We start from the raw sequence: 15523 nt of genomic DNA on the forward strand, positions 1-15523 counted from the left end.
ATCGGCTAAACTTGAGCTGAACTAAAAATTTAAAAAGCTTGCCTGTCCCTCTTATTGCCCTTTCTTGCTTGGTTAGAAGATAGTGGGGTGGTGAGATTTTTCCAAAAAGCTAACTGTAAAAAGCTAACTGTAAAAGTCAGGGAAATAGTTTCAACGTAAGCGGTAAGCCGAACTTCAAAAAAATTTAAGGTGCTTCTGGCTTCTCTGGCCATACTTTTAGCCAAAAAAATAGCGGAAAAAACAATCTCACTGAAAATTGCCAAGACCAATACAGATAAAGACAGGAAGAAATTATCTTATAGCCAGATATTTTACCTGTCATTTATTTTCGTTGGCGCCAGAGGGGAAGGCCACAATCGTTCCTGATCCTCAAAACACCTGATGATTCACCTTCAATAGAGATAGGAAATAGTAAACGGCCTTTTTTAATGGCGATAACTTTTACCCTTTCTCCAGGTTGTAAATTGAAACCTCTTTTTTTCCAGAACCAGTATGGCCCTAAACGGACCCGATATTTTTGACCATTTTCATCTTTAATAACGGCTACCGGATGCTTTACCTCCACTACCTGCCCGATAATAAGGAATTTTTCAAGGTGCTGGCATGTTTCGGCAAAAACCAGCCCCGAGAAAAGGCTCATAAAAATTACAGCCATAAAGATTAAACGCATCATGTCTCTTAATATAGCAGAAGTTATGCCAAAATGCTTTTATTTTATACAAGCCCTAAATGTATTATTGAAGCACCCTCAAGCCAGATACAACGACTAAAATTACGATAGCTCCGACAAATTTGTCTCCTCAAGTATCCCTGTAATGAAAGCCTTTTCATCTTATAACGTTACAAAAATATCTCGCGAGGCGGCATACCGGCCGTGGCAAGCTAGATTCTTTTGCTAACATATCGGTATAAACACTTCGTGGCCAGCAATGCCCCCTATTTGTCACTGCAAGGAGCCGAAGGCGACGAAGCAGTCCCTGTCCCGAGCACTAGCGAAGGGATCTAGATTGCTTCGCTTCGCTTGCAATGACAGGGAAAGGGCTCGCAATAACAAAGAAGGGGACGCGTAATGACACCCAAAATTTCCATCTACCTTGCACTCCCATTAACAGTAGTCGCTCAAATTTTATAGATGGCATATCGTTTGCATTATCAAATTTCAAAAAAACTACACGGGAGGTTGGCCATGAAAAAGATAATTTTATGTACAATACCTTTACTTTTCCTTATCATCTTGAGCAGCTGTACCACTACTCAGCAAAGTGCTTCTTATCAGGGAGCAACTTTGGGTGCCGCTGTAGGCGCTATAACTGGTGCCATGCTTGACGACCACAATCCCTGGCGAGGAGCAGTTATTGGAGCTACTGCAGGTGCTGTATTAGGAGGAGGGCTTACACAAATTAGTTCTCAGGCCTCGGCCAGTGCCGCAAGCACCGGACAGCCGGTAGTATATCGCCAGGGAAACACCGTAGTTGAAGCCACACCACTTTCTTACAACCAGCAAACTAAATGTCATAAAATCCGCAAACGTATATGGAAAAACGGCAATTTGATTGAAGATAGAGTTGAAGAGGTTTGTGAGGCCCATAAAACTACTAACTCTTATTTCTAAATATATAAAGCGAGAGTGTTAACCGGCCCGCCTATCCTCAACCCGAGCCTGCCACTTTGCGGCAGGCTCTTTCTTTGTTAATTTTGCGTTAAAATGGCTGTTCAAGAGTTTTTAAATTACTTACAAAACGAAAAAAGAGCTTCCTCAAATACAGTGCGCTCGTATGCTGTTGACCTCTATCAACTAAAAGAAGCCCTAAGAAAAGACCCAGCTGAAGCCTCTCTTCCTGAAATCAGGCTCTACCTGGCTAAACAGGCCAAAAAACTTTCTCGTCCCTCTCTTGCAAGAAAACTTTCAAGCTTTAAATCTTATTTTCGTTTCTTAAAAAAGCAGGGCAAACTTAAAGACGAAAGACTTTTGTTTCTCAAAGGCCCCAAGCTTGAACGCAAGCTACCCCGGGTTTTAAACGTTGACGAAATATTCGCCATGCTTGAAAAGCCAGCGGGAGAAAATTTTCTGGCCTTGCGGGACAAAGCTATCCTTGAAATTCTTTACGGAGCAGGCCTCAGAGTTTCAGAACTGGCTTCTCTTTCTTTAGATGACGTTTTGCTTGATCTGCAAGTCTTCCGTGTAAAAGGCAAGGGGAGAAAAGAAAGGCTTGCCCCTTTCGGTCAAAAAGCAAAGGCTGCCCTTTTAAACTACCTAGAAGCTAGAGAAAAACTGCTCAAGCACAAAAAAAAGGAAACCAGGCATCTTTTTTTAAATGTACGCGGAGATCCTTTATCAAGCCGAAGTATCCACCGCATAGTGAAAAAATACGCCTATTATTTGGGATTGCCAGAGGTTTCTCCCCATACTTTAAGACATTCTTTTGCCACCCACTTGTTAGAAGCCGGAGCAGACCTTAGAGTTATTCAGGAAATGCTCGGGCATGCCCGGCTGGCCACCACCCAGCGCTATACACACCTTGATTTTTCAAGGCTTGCCCGGGTTTATGACGATGCACATCCAAGAGCCAAGAGGAGTAAGAAATGAAAGGAACAACGATTATAGCCATAAAGAAGGACGGAAAAGTAGTCGTAGCAGGAGATGGCCAGGTCTCCCTTGGAGAAACAATTATTAAACACAAAGCCCGTAAGGTAAGGCGCCTTTATCATGGAAAAGTTATAGTTGGGTTTGCAGGGGCCACCGCTGATGCCTTGACCCTTTTTGAACGCCTTGAAAAAAAACTGGAAGCTTACGGCGGTCAGCTAGTGAGAGCTGTAGTAGAACTGGCCAAAGACTGGCGTACGGAAAGAACCCTTAGGCGCCTTGAAGCTATGCTTATTGCCTGTGATAAGAACCACATGTTTTTGCTTTCAGGGGCCGGAGACGTAATGGAACCTGATGATCAGGTTCTGGCCATAGGTTCAGGTGGCTCTATGGCTCTTGCCGCCGCTAAGGCCCTTTTAAAACACACCGATCTCCCGGCACGGGATATTGCCCTTGAAGCCATGCAAATTGCCGCTTCAATTTGTGTTTACACTAACGACCAAATCGTAGTTGAAGAACTATAGGAGGAAGCCATGGAAAAACTTACTGGAAGTGAACTTACGCCGCGCCAGATAGTAGCTGAACTTGACAAATACATAATTGGCCAGGACAAAGCCAAAAAGGCTGTAGCTATAGCCCTTCGTAATCGCTGGCGAAGGCAACAGGTGCCACCTCCATTATCAGAAGAAATTTATCCCAAAAACATTATCCTCATTGGTCCAACTGGTGTAGGGAAAACCGAAATCGCTAGAAGGCTGGCCAAGCTTTCTAATTCTCCTTTTCTTAAGATAGAAGCCACCAAGTTTACCGAAGTAGGTTATGTAGGCCGGGACGTAGAATCCATGATAAGAGACCTGGTCCACATTGCCGTGGAAATGGTTCGCGAAGAAGAACAAAAACGGGTAGAAGAAAAAGCGACTTTTCTGGCTGAAGATAGGATTCTTGACCTTCTTTTACCACCCCCCTCTGATACTGATAGCGACGCTTTTGCTTCTACCAGGGAAAAATTTCGCGAAAAACTGCGCCGTGGCGAGCTTGACGACAAATTCGTTGAAATAGAGCTTGCCGGAAAACCCGCCCCTATGGTAGAAGTGCTTGCCGCTACCGGCCTTGAAGACCTAGAACAACAAATTCGGGATATGATGGGAAATCTCTTTCCCAGAAGGCCTAAACGTAAAAAGATGAAGGTAAAAGAGGCCCTTGAGCTTCTTAAACAGGAAGAAGCCAACCGTCTGGTGGATATGGACAAAGTGGCCAAAGAAGCTATCAGGCGAGTGGAAACAAGTGGCATTATCTTTATAGACGAAATAGACAAGATTGCCGCCCGCGCTGGTGGAGGTAGCACCCCTGATGTTTCACGCGAGGGTGTTCAGAGGGACCTGCTGCCCATTGTTGAAGGCACCACGGTAAATACCCGTTACGGCATGGTTCGCACTGATCACATACTGTTTATTGCCAGTGGTGCCTTCCATGTGGCCAAACCTTCAGATTTGATTCCTGAGCTTCAAGGACGTTTCCCCATCAGGGTAGAACTTGACCCCCTTACAGAAAAAGACTTTGTCCGCATTTTGACTGAACCAGAAAATGCCCTGATAAAACAATATAAAGCCTTACTTGAAACCGAAGGTGTAATACTTGAGTTTACACCTGAAGGCGTAGCTGAAATAGCCCGTATTGCCTACGAAGTAAATGAACGCACGGAAAACATTGGCGCAAGAAGGCTTTACACTGTGATGGAAAAACTCCTTGAAGACATTTCTTTTGAGGCCCCAGATGTAGCGCCGACTAAAATTGTTATAACCGCTGAATACGTAAGGGAAAAGTTAGCCAATGTAGCCCAGGACTTAGACTTGAGCCGTTTTATCCTGTAATTTATGTGGCCACGCCTTTACCCTTCGCCAGAAAAGAGCCCCAGGCTACTCTTTGCCGATAGGGAAGGTCGTATTTACGATCATCCTTATCTCTTAGCTATGGGGCTCTCTGGCTATGACGTGGTTTTACCTGAAAAAGAAGACTTTATTCCTTTACCTATAGGCAGTGCCCTTTACGTTTTGCCAGGGCGCTATCCTGTTGGTTATGACCCATATAAAGACGAGCCCGTTGTACTTAAAGAAAATCCTTTTAATCCGGGGGAGCCTGTTTTTGCGGTAGCGGCCTACCTGGCTCCAGCGCACACCCAAGTCTATCTTTGCCCCTATGTGGAAAGCACAGATAATTTACCGCCGCTTCCCCTGTTTTCATATGCTGCAGCAGGCTGGCATAAGGGCCGTTTCTGGGCCACAGCTTTTAGGTCGGACTTTGACCATCGTCAGGAAGTACGTTTTTTTGACGAAACACGCATTGAAAAGGCTGCGGAGAAAATTCTTAAACGCTTTTCTCATAATCGTTTTATCAAACATCTGATAGAAAACTGCGTCAGACGCTATCGCTGCCCTGCAGCCAGGAATTTTGTGTTAGGACGTCTTGAAGCTCCAGCTCCGTGTTCTCCTTCGTGCAACGCAAAGTGTATTGGTTGTCTCTCCTGGCAAACCAAAGAAGGCCCACATATAGCGCAGGAAAGGATTACCTTTGTACCTACGCCCGAAGAGATGGCCGAAGCCTTGATTCCACATCTAAAGACCGCCAGAAGGGCCATGGTCTCTTTTGGGCAAGGCTGTGAAGGGGAACCCTTGCTTCAGGCTAAATTAATAGAAAAAGCCATAAGGCTCATACGCCAGGCCACCAGGCGTGGCACCATAAACCTCAATACCAACGCCAGCCTACCTGATGAAATAGAAAGACTCCGCCTGGCCGGGCTTGACAGCATAAGAGTTAGTCTTTCAAGTGCTAGGGATAGCTATTACCACGCTTATTTTCGCCCTCAGGGTTATGACTTAAATCATGTTCGTGAAAGCATAAAACGCATGAAAAATCGCCATGGTTTTGTTTCTTTAAATCTTTTTATTTTTCCTGGCTTTACCGATGAAAAAGAAGAATTTGGAGCCCTTTGTGATATGGTATCTTTGGGAATTGATTTTATACAGCTCCGCAATCATGCTATAGACCCCCTGTGGTATTTAAAAAAGATAAAGTTTAAGGCTGGTAATGAATGTTTAGGTATAAAGAACCTGGTAAAAAAACTTGGCCAAAAGTTTCCCCGTCTGCGTTTTGGCTATTTCAATCCGCCTTTAAGGTAGCCCTTTTTCTTTTATTAATAGGGGCATTACAGAGTGTCATCGCCAGGCAACGTAGTCGTCGTGGCGATCTCAGCTCTCTTACTACCGTTCTAGATAGGGATTGTTTCGCCACTTCGTGGCTCGCAATGACTCCCCCAATTTGTTACTGTAAGGAGCGCGTAAGCGCGACGAAGCAGTCCCTGTCCCTAGCACTAGCGAAGGAATTTAGATTGCTTCGCTTCGCTCGCCATGACAGTGAAAAGGCTCGCCATAACATCCTCAAAATTATCATCTGTTTTGTGCTCCCATTACTAATAGCCGGGAAAGCCTTTGCTCTAGATAGGTTTGTCTGGGATAGCCATCATACCGTGGTGGGTGAAGTTAAAAAACACGTTATTTCTGATAATGAAACTTTGCTTGACATCGCCCGCTGGTATGACCTTGGCTACAATCAGATTATTTTAGCCAATCCTGAATACGACCCCTGGATACCGCCCGCAGGTAAAGAAGTCGTTATTCCAAGCCAATATGTTCTTCCCAGTGTAAAAACAGGTTTGGTGGTTAATCTTGCGGAAATGCGTCTATATTTCTTTACCAAGGAGGGGGATAAAAACGTAGTTTATACTGCCCCTATTGGTATTGGTACAGATGGCAAACTCACGGAGTTGGGCATTTATACCATTGTTCGCAAAAGGAAGAACCCTCCCTGGCATGTCCCCGAATCTATCAGGAAAGAAGAACCCGATTTACCTAAAGTTGTTCCTCCTGGCCCGGAAAACCCCTTGGGTACACGAGCTTTTTATTTGTCCCGGGGTTCTTACATGATTCACGGGACCAATAAACCCTGGGGAATAGGAAGACGGGTAAGCCACGGCTGTATGCGCTTGTATCCAGAAGATATTGAAGCCCTTTATCCATTAGTTCCTGTAGGCACTCCGGTAACAGTAATATACGAACCTTACAAATTAGGACTAAAGGGTAATAAAGTATATTTGCAAGTTTTTCCTGATTTTGAAAATAAAATTACCTCTTCTTTTGCAGAGATTATACGTTTATCCAACTTTTTAAAGAAAGAACAGAGCGGTAAAATAATCCTTTATTGGATGGAAATTAGGAAGTTTTTAGAGGAAAAAGACGGTATCCCCCATATAGTTGGTGAAATAAAAGGGATACCGCCTAACTAAAAATGACTATTTGGTAAGGCTTTTTTCAAACACGCGTTCAATTTTACTGGCCGCAGCATCAGCCTTAGCCGCAGCCTGAGCCGCTCTATTAGCCGCGGCATCAGCTCTCTGAGCAGCCATAGTAGCAGCCTGAGCAGCCGCTTCGGCCCTCTGGGCAGCAGCTTCTATGCGAGCAAGAGTTTCCTGGAGATTTTGGCACTGTGCAGCCGCCGCCTTTGCTTCTTCAGAAGCTTTGATGGCCTCCTGCATCAATGCCCTATCTTCATTAGTTACACAGGTGCCGCAACCAATAGGAGCCAAAAGTAGTGAAGCTAACCCTGCCATCCCAAGCCATTTTTTAAACCTTTTCATAAACGCCTCCTTTTTTTTATAAATTTATTTTCTCTAAGTTTTAATAGTCTTATATAAGTATAAGAGTTTCTTGGCAAGTAAAAATAGCTCTTTTAAAAAGATTATTCAGTCAAATATATCGGTCTACTATTAATCCTAAATATTTTAAGGTTATATCCTGCTGGCTTTTATATGCGTTTATTCCATATTTCCAGCAAACACTAGGTTTAAATGGATATATTTTAAGGCTAAATTTAGCCTGACCTTTTAAGGAAGAAGTACTAAGCGATAGATAACCTTTATTTGGATTATTATATACCGAAACTATAGGCCTTAGAAAAAAATTAGCCAATTTTAAAGCTCCCCTTCTTCCCCACCCGAAAAGTATAACAGAGGGTAACAAGATGAATATTTACTTCAACAAAATCCAAAATGTCATAAAAAATTATAGGCGTCAAGCTGGCCGAAAGGCTTCCTGGCAGAAAGAACGCCCTACGGTTGATAAAGTAAATATTTCACAGGAAGGGAAAAAGCTCTTGAACCAGATGGCCAGGCGTTTAAATAAACAGCAGGAGCCAGGGGTTGATAATATTAATAAAAATTTTAAGTTTAAGGAATTAAATGCCGAAAAAGAAATAGAGGAAATTAAAGAAATATCTCTGGAAGAAAAATCAAAACTTTTAGAGAGGGTCGTCGCCAAAATATTAAAGGCGAAAGGAGATAGTTAGCGATGAAGATAGAAAATCTTTACCAAAAATTTAATGTTCAGACGGAACAGATTAAACAAGCTCAAGAAATTAACCAGAAAAATACACCTCAAAACCAGCAACCTGCTGTAGAGCGTGACCGGGTAGAAATTTCTCAAACAGCCAAAGAACTCAAAAAAGTTGAATCAATAGTAAAGGCCTCCCCTGATATCCGTGCAGATAAAGTTAGGGCCATTAAGGAACAAATTGAAGCCGGCACTTATAAGGTAGATTCTAAAAAAATAGCCAACGCCATGTTGACAGACCTATTAAAAGATATAGCCTAAAAAACCATCCCCCTCCTCAATTTTTTAAAGGGAGGCGAGGCGCCTCCCTTTTTGTTTAGAATTACCAAAGTTCACTTCTCCCTAGATAACAATGAAGGCATAGTTAAAATTGTTATGGAGAACTCTCCACTCTGAACAAAGCGAATTAATCAGTTTTTTGATAATTGATTTATTTGCCGTTATACTGCCCCAAAAAATTATGGCAAGAAAAAAAATCCTCTTTATAAAACGCAAATTTAGCCCTTTCGGAGGGGCGGAGTTATATCTTAAGCGGGTTATCTCTTTTTTAAAAAGAGATTATGAAATAGCAGTTCTTTCAGAAAAATGGCCTGCTCAAGATGGCATAGAAATTTTTGTGCTTCCCAAAGCTAAATTGTTATCGGATCTGTTTTTTGCCTTACAAGCCAAAAATTTTTTAAAAAAGAAAGAATGTTTTGATTTGGTAGTGAGTTTTGATCGTACAATTTCCCAGGATATATACCGAGCTAGTGACGGATGTCACTTGAGATGGCTTAAACAAAGAAAACTTTTTGAAAATAAACTTAAGGTAAATTATTCTAAACACTTTAGACTGAAAAACAGAATAATATCATGGCTTGAAAAAAAGTGTTTACAAATCAGCAAAAAAATAATAGCTAATTCTAACATGGTTAAAAACGATTTTAATCACTTTTATGGTTCAGATATTTCTAACAAAACAATTGTTTGCTATAATGGAGTAAATCTATCTATTTTTTCGCCTATATCCTCTTCTCAAAAAGAATACTTTAAAAAGAAATTAAACCTGCCATCAATGACAGATATTTTATTGTTTATAGGCTCAGGATACAAAAGAAAAGGGCTAGATATAGTTTTAGATTACTTTGAAAAGTATAGCAATAAAAATCAATATCTAGTAGTAATAGGAAAAGAAAAGAGACTAATGACATATAAAAAAAGGATTTCTAGCAAGCTTCAGGATAAAGTTAGATTTTTAGGTCCTACAACCAATACAGTCATATACTATCAGTCTGCAGACTTATTTATATTACCAACCTATTATGATCCTTTTGCTAATACCACTTTAGAAGCCATGGCTTGTGGTCTTCCCGTTATTACCACACCATACAATGGTGCTTCAGAAATAATAAAAAATGGAAAAGAAGGATTTATTTTAGATAATAGTTCACATAAAGAGTTTAATAATAATTTAACAGAAGCTATATTTAAAATTAAAGATAGCTACAATTTTTTTAGCAGAAATAGTTATCAAAAGGCATGTCTTTTTGAACTAGAGAAACAGACAAATCTTTTTGTAAAGCAGCTAATATGATTTCTAAAAGAGAAGCCTTTTTATACATAATAAAGTTAATAAAACCCTACTGGTATCTAGTAGTTTTATCTATTTTATTTAGCAGCTTAGCCTCTCTGCTTTCAGGCGCCATAGCCTGGCTTATAAAGCCTCTATTTGACAAGATATTTTTGCCACAAAATTATAAATACTTAAAAATATTGCCCATAGCTGTAATATTTATATTTGTCACAAGGGCAACTGCAATTTTTTTACAAGCTTATTTTATGAAAAAGGTATCTTATGGTTTAGGAAAAAGCTTAAGGATAAAAATATATGAAAAGCTTTTGAAAGTCCCATTTTCTCATTTGTCTCAAAGGTCTTCTGGAGAAATGATATCTAGAATAATGAATGATACAGGAATTATAGAAACTACAGTAGGAGATATTTCAAGGACTTTCTTTTTGGAAGCTTTAACTGTCATTGTATTAATTATAATTTCTCTATATAGGTCCTGGCAATTAACTTTATTGACTTTTATTGTTTTCCCTATTTTATTTTTCCTATCTAATAAGATTGCCCAGAAAACTCATAAAAAAAGGCATAATCTTCAAGAGGAAATGGCAAACTTTACTCATTTTTTAAATGAAACATTAAATGGATTTAAAGAAGTTAAGGTTTATCAACAGGAAAACTTTTTACTCAAAAAATTTGACAAACTTTCTACAGAATTATACCTACTTTTTCTAAAATTAGTTAAATATAATGAAGGAAGCAAATGGATAGTTAGTTTTATGTCTGGTATTGCTGGAGCCCTAATCTTATTTTATGGGACATATTTAATTCAGAAAAATATTATTTCACCTGGAGATTTTTTTTCTTTATTTACTGCTATACTGATGATTTTTTCTCCTCTTAAAAAATTAGCTGCTGCGTATAATAGATTTCATGAATGTATTACAGGAATAGAACGTCTTGAGCAGATTTTTCAACTTCCCGAAGAAAAAAGTGGATCTATTGAAATAAAAAACTTTAAAAAAGATATTTGTTATAAAGATGTTTTTTTTAAATATCCAGGATCTTCTAAGATAGTTCTTAAAGATATAAATTTAAAAATTCCAAAAGGTTATATGGTAGCTATAATAGGCAAGAGTGGATCCGGAAAAAGTACTTTAGTTTCTCTGTTACCAAGATTTTATGACCCACTTAAAGGTATAATAACTATTGATGGAATTGACATAAAAATTTTAGACTTAAAAAGCTTAAGAGAACTTATAGCTATAGTCCCACAAGAAACTACAATTTTTAACCTGACTATTGCAGAAAATATATCATTTGGAAAACCAAATGCTACCATGGAAGAAATAATAGAAGCAGCTAAAAAAGCATACGCACATGAGTTTATCGTTAAGTTACCTGACGGATATAATACAGTTATTGGCAAAAAAGGGTTTAGTCTTTCTGGAGGACAAAAACAAAGAATAGCTATTGCCAGAGCCATATTAAAAAATCCTCCTATATTAATACTTGACGAAGCTACAAGTCATTTAGATACAATATCAGAAAAATTTGTCCAAAAAGCCATTGAAAATCTTATGCAAGGAAAAACTACTATTATAGTAGCCCACAGGTATAATACAATAAAAAGAGCAGATATTATTGTAGTTATGAATAAAGGAAAAATAGAAGCAATTGGTACTCATGAAGAACTGAAAAAAACATGTAAAAAATATCAAGAATTATATCAAAGTTTGATCTAAATGAATCAAAAATTATCTATAGTAATGATAACAAAAGATAGTGAAAAATATTTAGAACAAAGCTTATCTTCTTGTAAGTTCGCTGATGAAATTATAATTGTAGATTCTGGCTCAAAAGATAAGACTAAAAAAATTGCAGAAAAATTTGGAGTAAAATTTTTCTATTATGAATGGCAGGGTTTTGCTAAACAAAAACAATTAGCGGTAAATTTAGCCAAAAATGATTGGATATTTATTTTAGATAGTGACGAAATTATTACAGATAAATTAAGAGAAGAAGTTCTAAGTATTTTGGAAAATCCTTTTAAAAAAGGATATCTTGTTCCAAGATTAAACTATTTTTTCGGTAAACCAATCAAGAGATGTGGTTTGTATCCAGACTATTCATTAAGATTATTTGACAAAAATTATGGTAAACTTTCAAATTCTATCGTACATGAAAGAGTATTAATTAACGGCCCTGTTGGGAAACTGAAGAATTACCTTATTCATTATGCTTATGAAAGTATTGAAGAATTTATTAACAAGCAAAATAGATATTCTACTTTAGGAGCTAAACCAAATAAAATAAAAGCTATATTCTCTCCTGCTTGGACTTTTTTTAAGCTTTACTTTTTAAAGTTAGGTATTTTAGAAGGTTGGAGAGGCTTTTTAATATCAACTCTTTATAGTCAATATACCTTCTGGAAACATATAAAAACTCAGGAAACTAAAGAAAGATAGACTTCTTCTATCTGATCTATCATAGAATTTAGGCTATATTTTTTAGAAACTAAATTATAGCCATTTTCTGCCATTATTCTGGCTAAATCAGGATTTTCATAGAAATTTATAATAGCTTTAGCTAAAGAGTCTATATCTTTTGGAGGAATTAATATCCCTGTTTTTTGATTTTTAATAACCTCTCCTATACTTCCTGTATCACAGGCAATTACAGGTTTTTTCATCGCTAGCGCCTGTAATATAGTTTGAGGAACTCCTTCGTGACCAGTAGAAGGATGCACTAAAATATCAAATGAAGCTATAAGTTCAGGAATATCTTCTCTATAACCTAAAAAAATTACATATTTTTCTAATTTCAGTTCTTCACATAGGTTTTCTAAATTTTTTCTTTGAGGGCCATCTCCTACAATATAAAGTTTAAGATCAGGAATAAAAGATAAAATTTTAGGTATAGCTTTTATTAGATATTTATGCCCTTTCCAGCTTCTCAATACTGATACTGTTCCAATGATAAAAGAATCTTCTTTAAGTAAAGGGTTTACTTTATTAAAATTAAATTTTTTTAAATCAACACCTGTAGGAATAGAAACAATTTTTTCGGGATTAAATTTATTATAAGAAATCATTTTTTGGCGGATAGCTTCACCAGTAGTAATAATTTTATCTGGCAAAATATCATAAATTAGTTTTGTAGAAGGATTACGTCCGATATCTGTTGAAAGATGTCTGGTTCTAACTAACTTGAACTTAGGATAAAGTAATTTAGCTATCCCTCCCATCCAGGAATCCCAGCTACTATGAGTATTTAAAATATTAATTTTTTCGTTTATAATTATTTTCATAAGTTGATAAATATTAGCTAAATTTCTCTTTTTGAAAGGAAGATTAAAAACCGGAATCTTTTGCTTTTTTGCTTGATTGAATATAGGTGAATCTTCAGGAGCAGCTAAAGCTACCCAATAGCCTCTGTCTATTAATCCTTGTATTTCTACAATTATTCTGCGCTCCTGACCACCCCAGCCATATGCTGATTCGGTATGTAAAATTTTACTTCTTTTATTGGTTGTCATTTTCTAATATAGTTTTTAAAAAATTATAAATATTTTTAGCTCTATTTTCGTACGTAAAATTTTTGGCGGTAGCATAAGCATTTTGACTTATCTCTAATAGTTTTTCTGGAGACATATTTATCACTTTTTTTATTACTTCAACTAAAGAGCTAATATCTCCTGTTTTGAATAAGAAACCATTTTTCCCATCAATAATAATTTCTTTAACTGCAGGAATATCTGCAGCAATTACTACATTAGAAGTAATCATATAATCCAGAAGTTTTAATGGAAAAGTAAAAAAGTTGTAAACAGACCTGCTATTAGTTAAAAATGCAATTTTACTTTCCTTTAGCAAGACTTTTTTTATTTCATAAGGAGGTCTATAGCCTAAAAACTTTATGTTTTTTATACCTTGCTTTTTAGCAAAATTAGAAAGCTCTACAATCCGAGAATAAGACCCCCCTATAATTACTAAATTAATTGTCGGGAAACTTTTCATAGTAAGGATAAGATCTTCTATTCCTTTCCATTTAAAGAGGTTCCCGCAATAATAAAACTTTTCAATTATTGAAAAATCTTTCTTCTGATAAGGACATTTGAAAGAATTGGAAAGATAAATTATTTTTTGAAAACTGGATAGGTTTTTAAAAGTTTTATGAAATTGTTTTTGTAGAGTTTTATTTATAAAAACTATTCCATTCACTTTTGAGTAAACATAAGATTCAAGTTTTTTTAATTGTGAGATTTTTTTTAATTTATCAGGACTTTCTTCTTCCAAAGCTTTAAAAAAAATTTCGTGAGCTTCAAAAATAACTTTTTGATTAGGGGCTTTGTTATTAACTAAAAACTTTGCAATTTTCAAATGTCTAACGTAAAAAAAATCAAAATAAGCAATATGTTTTTTTAAAAAATGATTAAAAATCTTATTGCTTCTGATTTTCCAGATATTAGCTGGAATATATTTGATATTAACATTATTTAAGTCAACACCATAAAATTTTTCCAATTCTTTTTTATTCAGAGATTCCTTAGGTATAAAGAGAGTAATATTCATTAACCTGGAAAGGGCAACACAAGTGTTCAGATAAGAAATACTTCTTGCTTTTTTAAGAGGTAGTTTTTCGGGAAAAATCATTGCTACCTTCATAAGAAGGTCCTAACACCACAAGGATAAAGACTAATAAAACAAATTCTGTCAACTTAATTGTTTCAACTAAACCACGAAAGCAAACACTAGATATTATACAAGAAAATATTGAAAAAGATATCAAACTCTCTAATTTATTAGCTGACAATGCACTTTTAAAAGAAAATTTTAATGCGAGACAAATCAAAACTATAAAGACCATAAATCCTAAAATTCCCTGTCTAATAATTGTTTGTATAAAAATGCCTTCATCTGAATGATAGACAAATCTTTTCTCTTTGGCGCTATAATGACCATGAATTTTGGGAACATTATGTTTGTCTAAAAAGTCAAAATAAAGCCTACGTCCATACCCTAACCCAAAAAATGGATGTTCTTTAAAAATAACAGGAAATCTAGTTTTTATAATTACATCTCTTCCATTAGGAGAGAATCCTCTTTTTAAAGCAGCTTGAACTTTTGGATGAAAAGAAGTTGCTATTCCAAAAACACTCAACAAAAAAGCAATCAAAAGCAAAGAAATTGTTATTAACTTTAAATTAAGATATCCTCTTTCTTTTAATGAGAGATACACTAAAAATATTGTCCATAAAAAATAGACTATAAAAAGGGACACATAACCACCTCTTGCTCCTGTTAAAATCATAAAAGTCGTCCCAAAAATAAGATTTATAAAAATAAAAATACGAAGATAAATATTTTTAAAATACCAAAAACAGGCCAGTGAAAATGATATTAAGATAGGAAGAATAAAAGAATAATTTCTGTCAATAATGAAGTGAGGAGAGAAAATATCTAAAGTTTTACACTGTATTGCAGCCTTATGATAGAAATGTATATTATTAAAAAAAAGAGACATAAAAAAAGAAAATAAGATGGTTTTTAAAAGAAGAATTTTTTTACGACAAACTATTATCCCCAGGCCTAAAGCTAAGGAAACCCAAAAATCTTTTTTTATCCACTTAAAAGAATAAAGAGGATCCTCAGAAAGAAGAGCCGAAACAAATAGAGACAAAAAAAAGAAAAACAATACAACTATTAATTTGCGATTTATTTGTAATTGTTTAAGGCCAAGAAGATAAACTTGTAAAAAAAATAAAATATAAAGACAGATAGCACTAATTGTACGAGGTGTCATTAAAAATTCACTAACAAGAGAGATAATACCCGTAAAAACAAAAAAACATATTAAATGATCTATACTTATTCGTTGAATTTTATTTCTCATCATAAGCTTTTTCTAAAGCTACTGCTACATGTTTCCATGTAAAACGGGTTTTTACTA

At 36.4% G+C, this 15523-nt stretch carries 16 protein-coding genes; 11 read left to right on the forward strand and 5 right to left on the reverse strand.

Annotated features, from left to right (window positions below):
* Positions 1-322: 322 nt before the first annotated feature.
* Positions 323-673 carry a hypothetical protein gene (locus TH606_RS05525; protein ID WP_157627873.1) on the reverse strand — a complete coding sequence of 117 codons (351 nt, stop codon included), beginning with the start codon at positions 671-673 and terminating at the stop codon, positions 323-325.
* A 513-nt stretch (positions 674-1186) separates the two neighbouring features.
* Between TH606_RS05525 and TH606_RS05530 the strand changes: the two genes are divergently transcribed.
* The 6 genes from TH606_RS05530 to TH606_RS05555 all read left to right on the forward strand — a co-directional run bounded on the left by TH606_RS05530 (position 1187) and on the right by TH606_RS05555 (position 6923).
* Positions 1187-1612: a YMGG-like glycine zipper-containing protein gene (locus TH606_RS05530; protein ID WP_068541932.1), complete on the forward strand. Its 426-nt coding sequence runs from the start codon at positions 1187-1189 to the stop codon at positions 1610-1612.
* A gap of 93 nt (positions 1613-1705) precedes the next feature.
* Positions 1706-2587, forward strand: coding sequence for a tyrosine recombinase XerC (locus tag TH606_RS05535; protein ID WP_068541933.1), 882 nt, complete (start codon positions 1706-1708; stop codon positions 2585-2587).
* On the forward strand, positions 2584-3108 hold the full coding sequence (gene hslV, locus TH606_RS05540) for an ATP-dependent protease subunit HslV (protein ID WP_068541934.1): 525 nt from the start codon (positions 2584-2586) through the stop codon (positions 3106-3108). The genes TH606_RS05535 and hslV overlap by 4 nt, the downstream gene beginning before the upstream one ends.
* A gap of 9 nt (positions 3109-3117) precedes the next feature.
* Positions 3118-4455 carry an ATP-dependent protease ATPase subunit HslU gene (gene hslU, locus TH606_RS05545; protein WP_068541935.1) on the forward strand — a complete coding sequence of 446 codons (1338 nt, stop codon included), beginning with the start codon at positions 3118-3120 and terminating at the stop codon, positions 4453-4455.
* 3 nt (positions 4456-4458) lie between these two features.
* Complete coding sequence (locus TH606_RS05550; RefSeq protein WP_068541936.1) at positions 4459-5760, forward strand: radical SAM protein; 1302 nt, start codon at positions 4459-4461, stop codon at positions 5758-5760.
* 209 nt (positions 5761-5969) lie between these two features.
* Complete coding sequence (locus tag TH606_RS05555) at positions 5970-6923, forward strand: L,D-transpeptidase family protein (RefSeq protein WP_231887743.1); 954 nt, start codon at positions 5970-5972, stop codon at positions 6921-6923.
* A 6-nt stretch (positions 6924-6929) separates the two neighbouring features.
* Here the strand turns inward: TH606_RS05555 and TH606_RS05560 are convergent, their stop codons facing one another.
* Positions 6930-7274 carry an alanine-zipper protein gene (locus TH606_RS05560; RefSeq protein WP_068541937.1) on the reverse strand — a complete coding sequence of 115 codons (345 nt, stop codon included), beginning with the start codon at positions 7272-7274 and terminating at the stop codon, positions 6930-6932.
* Between the two features lie 383 nt (positions 7275-7657).
* On the opposite strand from TH606_RS05560, the gene TH606_RS05570 reads away from it, so the two are divergent.
* The 5 genes from TH606_RS05570 to TH606_RS05590 all read left to right on the forward strand — a co-directional run bounded on the left by TH606_RS05570 (position 7658) and on the right by TH606_RS05590 (position 12039).
* Positions 7658-7981 carry a hypothetical protein gene (locus TH606_RS05570; RefSeq protein WP_068541939.1) on the forward strand — a complete coding sequence of 108 codons (324 nt, stop codon included), beginning with the start codon at positions 7658-7660 and terminating at the stop codon, positions 7979-7981.
* Between the two features lie 2 nt (positions 7982-7983).
* On the forward strand, positions 7984-8286 hold the full coding sequence (gene flgM / locus TH606_RS05575; protein ID WP_082863538.1) for a flagellar biosynthesis anti-sigma factor FlgM: 303 nt from the start codon (positions 7984-7986) through the stop codon (positions 8284-8286).
* Positions 8287-8443: 157 nt separating this feature from the next.
* Positions 8444-9598, forward strand: a complete 1155-nt coding sequence (locus tag TH606_RS05580) for a glycosyltransferase family 4 protein (protein WP_157627874.1) — start codon at positions 8444-8446, stop codon at positions 9596-9598.
* On the forward strand, positions 9595-11316 hold the full coding sequence (locus TH606_RS05585) for an ABC transporter ATP-binding protein (protein ID WP_068541941.1): 1722 nt from the start codon (positions 9595-9597) through the stop codon (positions 11314-11316). Before TH606_RS05580 ends, TH606_RS05585 begins: the two co-directional genes overlap by 4 nt.
* On the forward strand, positions 11317-12039 hold the full coding sequence (locus TH606_RS05590) for a glycosyltransferase family 2 protein (protein WP_068541942.1): 723 nt from the start codon (positions 11317-11319) through the stop codon (positions 12037-12039).
* Here the strand turns inward: TH606_RS05590 and TH606_RS05595 are convergent.
* The 3 genes from TH606_RS05595 to TH606_RS05605 are packed head-to-tail and all read right to left on the reverse strand — an operon-like array spanning position 12018 to position 15469.
* Complete coding sequence (locus TH606_RS05595; protein WP_068541943.1) at positions 12018-13109, reverse strand: glycosyltransferase family 4 protein; 1092 nt, start codon at positions 13107-13109, stop codon at positions 12018-12020. The two genes, TH606_RS05590 and TH606_RS05595, sit on opposite strands and share 22 nt — an antisense overlap.
* Positions 13096-14238, reverse strand: a complete 1143-nt coding sequence (locus tag TH606_RS05600) for a glycosyltransferase family 4 protein (RefSeq protein ID WP_082863539.1) — start codon at positions 14236-14238, stop codon at positions 13096-13098. Before TH606_RS05600 ends, TH606_RS05595 begins: the two co-directional genes overlap by 14 nt.
* Positions 14198-15469, reverse strand: coding sequence for an O-antigen ligase family protein (locus tag TH606_RS05605; protein WP_082863540.1), 1272 nt, complete (start codon positions 15467-15469; stop codon positions 14198-14200). Before TH606_RS05605 ends, TH606_RS05600 begins: the two co-directional genes overlap by 41 nt.
* Positions 15470-15523 lie beyond the last annotated feature (54 nt).

Source organism: Thermodesulfatator autotrophicus (assembly GCF_001642325.1).
GTDB classification, from domain to species: Bacteria; Desulfobacterota; Thermodesulfobacteria; order Thermodesulfobacteriales; family Thermodesulfatatoraceae; genus Thermodesulfatator; species Thermodesulfatator autotrophicus.

Coding starts and splice junctions, on each gene's coding strand:
- TH606_RS05570 (WP_068541939.1), top strand. CDS start 7,658: ATGAATATTTACTTCAACAAAATCCAAAATGTCATAAAAAATTATAGG.
- TH606_RS05600 (WP_082863539.1), bottom strand. CDS start 14,238: ATGAAGGTAGCAATGATTTTTCCCGAAAAACTACCTCTTAAAAAAGCA.
- TH606_RS05585 (WP_068541941.1), top strand. CDS start 9,595: ATGATTTCTAAAAGAGAAGCCTTTTTATACATAATAAAGTTAATAAAA.
- hslV (WP_068541934.1), top strand. CDS start 2,584: ATGAAAGGAACAACGATTATAGCCATAAAGAAGGACGGAAAAGTAGTC.
- TH606_RS05595 (WP_068541943.1), bottom strand. CDS start 13,109: ATGACAACCAATAAAAGAAGTAAAATTTTACATACCGAATCAGCATAT.
- TH606_RS05560 (WP_068541937.1), bottom strand. CDS start 7,274: ATGAAAAGGTTTAAAAAATGGCTTGGGATGGCAGGGTTAGCTTCACTA.
- TH606_RS05605 (WP_082863540.1), bottom strand. CDS start 15,469: ATGATGAGAAATAAAATTCAACGAATAAGTATAGATCATTTAATATGT.
- TH606_RS05590 (WP_068541942.1), top strand. CDS start 11,317: ATGAATCAAAAATTATCTATAGTAATGATAACAAAAGATAGTGAAAAA.
- TH606_RS05535 (WP_068541933.1), top strand. CDS start 1,706: ATGGCTGTTCAAGAGTTTTTAAATTACTTACAAAACGAAAAAAGAGCT.
- flgM (WP_082863538.1), top strand. CDS start 7,984: ATGAAGATAGAAAATCTTTACCAAAAATTTAATGTTCAGACGGAACAG.
- TH606_RS05530 (WP_068541932.1), top strand. CDS start 1,187: ATGAAAAAGATAATTTTATGTACAATACCTTTACTTTTCCTTATCATC.
- TH606_RS05550 (WP_068541936.1), top strand. CDS start 4,459: ATGTGGCCACGCCTTTACCCTTCGCCAGAAAAGAGCCCCAGGCTACTC.
- TH606_RS05525 (WP_157627873.1), bottom strand. CDS start 673: ATGATGCGTTTAATCTTTATGGCTGTAATTTTTATGAGCCTTTTCTCG.
- hslU (WP_068541935.1), top strand. CDS start 3,118: ATGGAAAAACTTACTGGAAGTGAACTTACGCCGCGCCAGATAGTAGCT.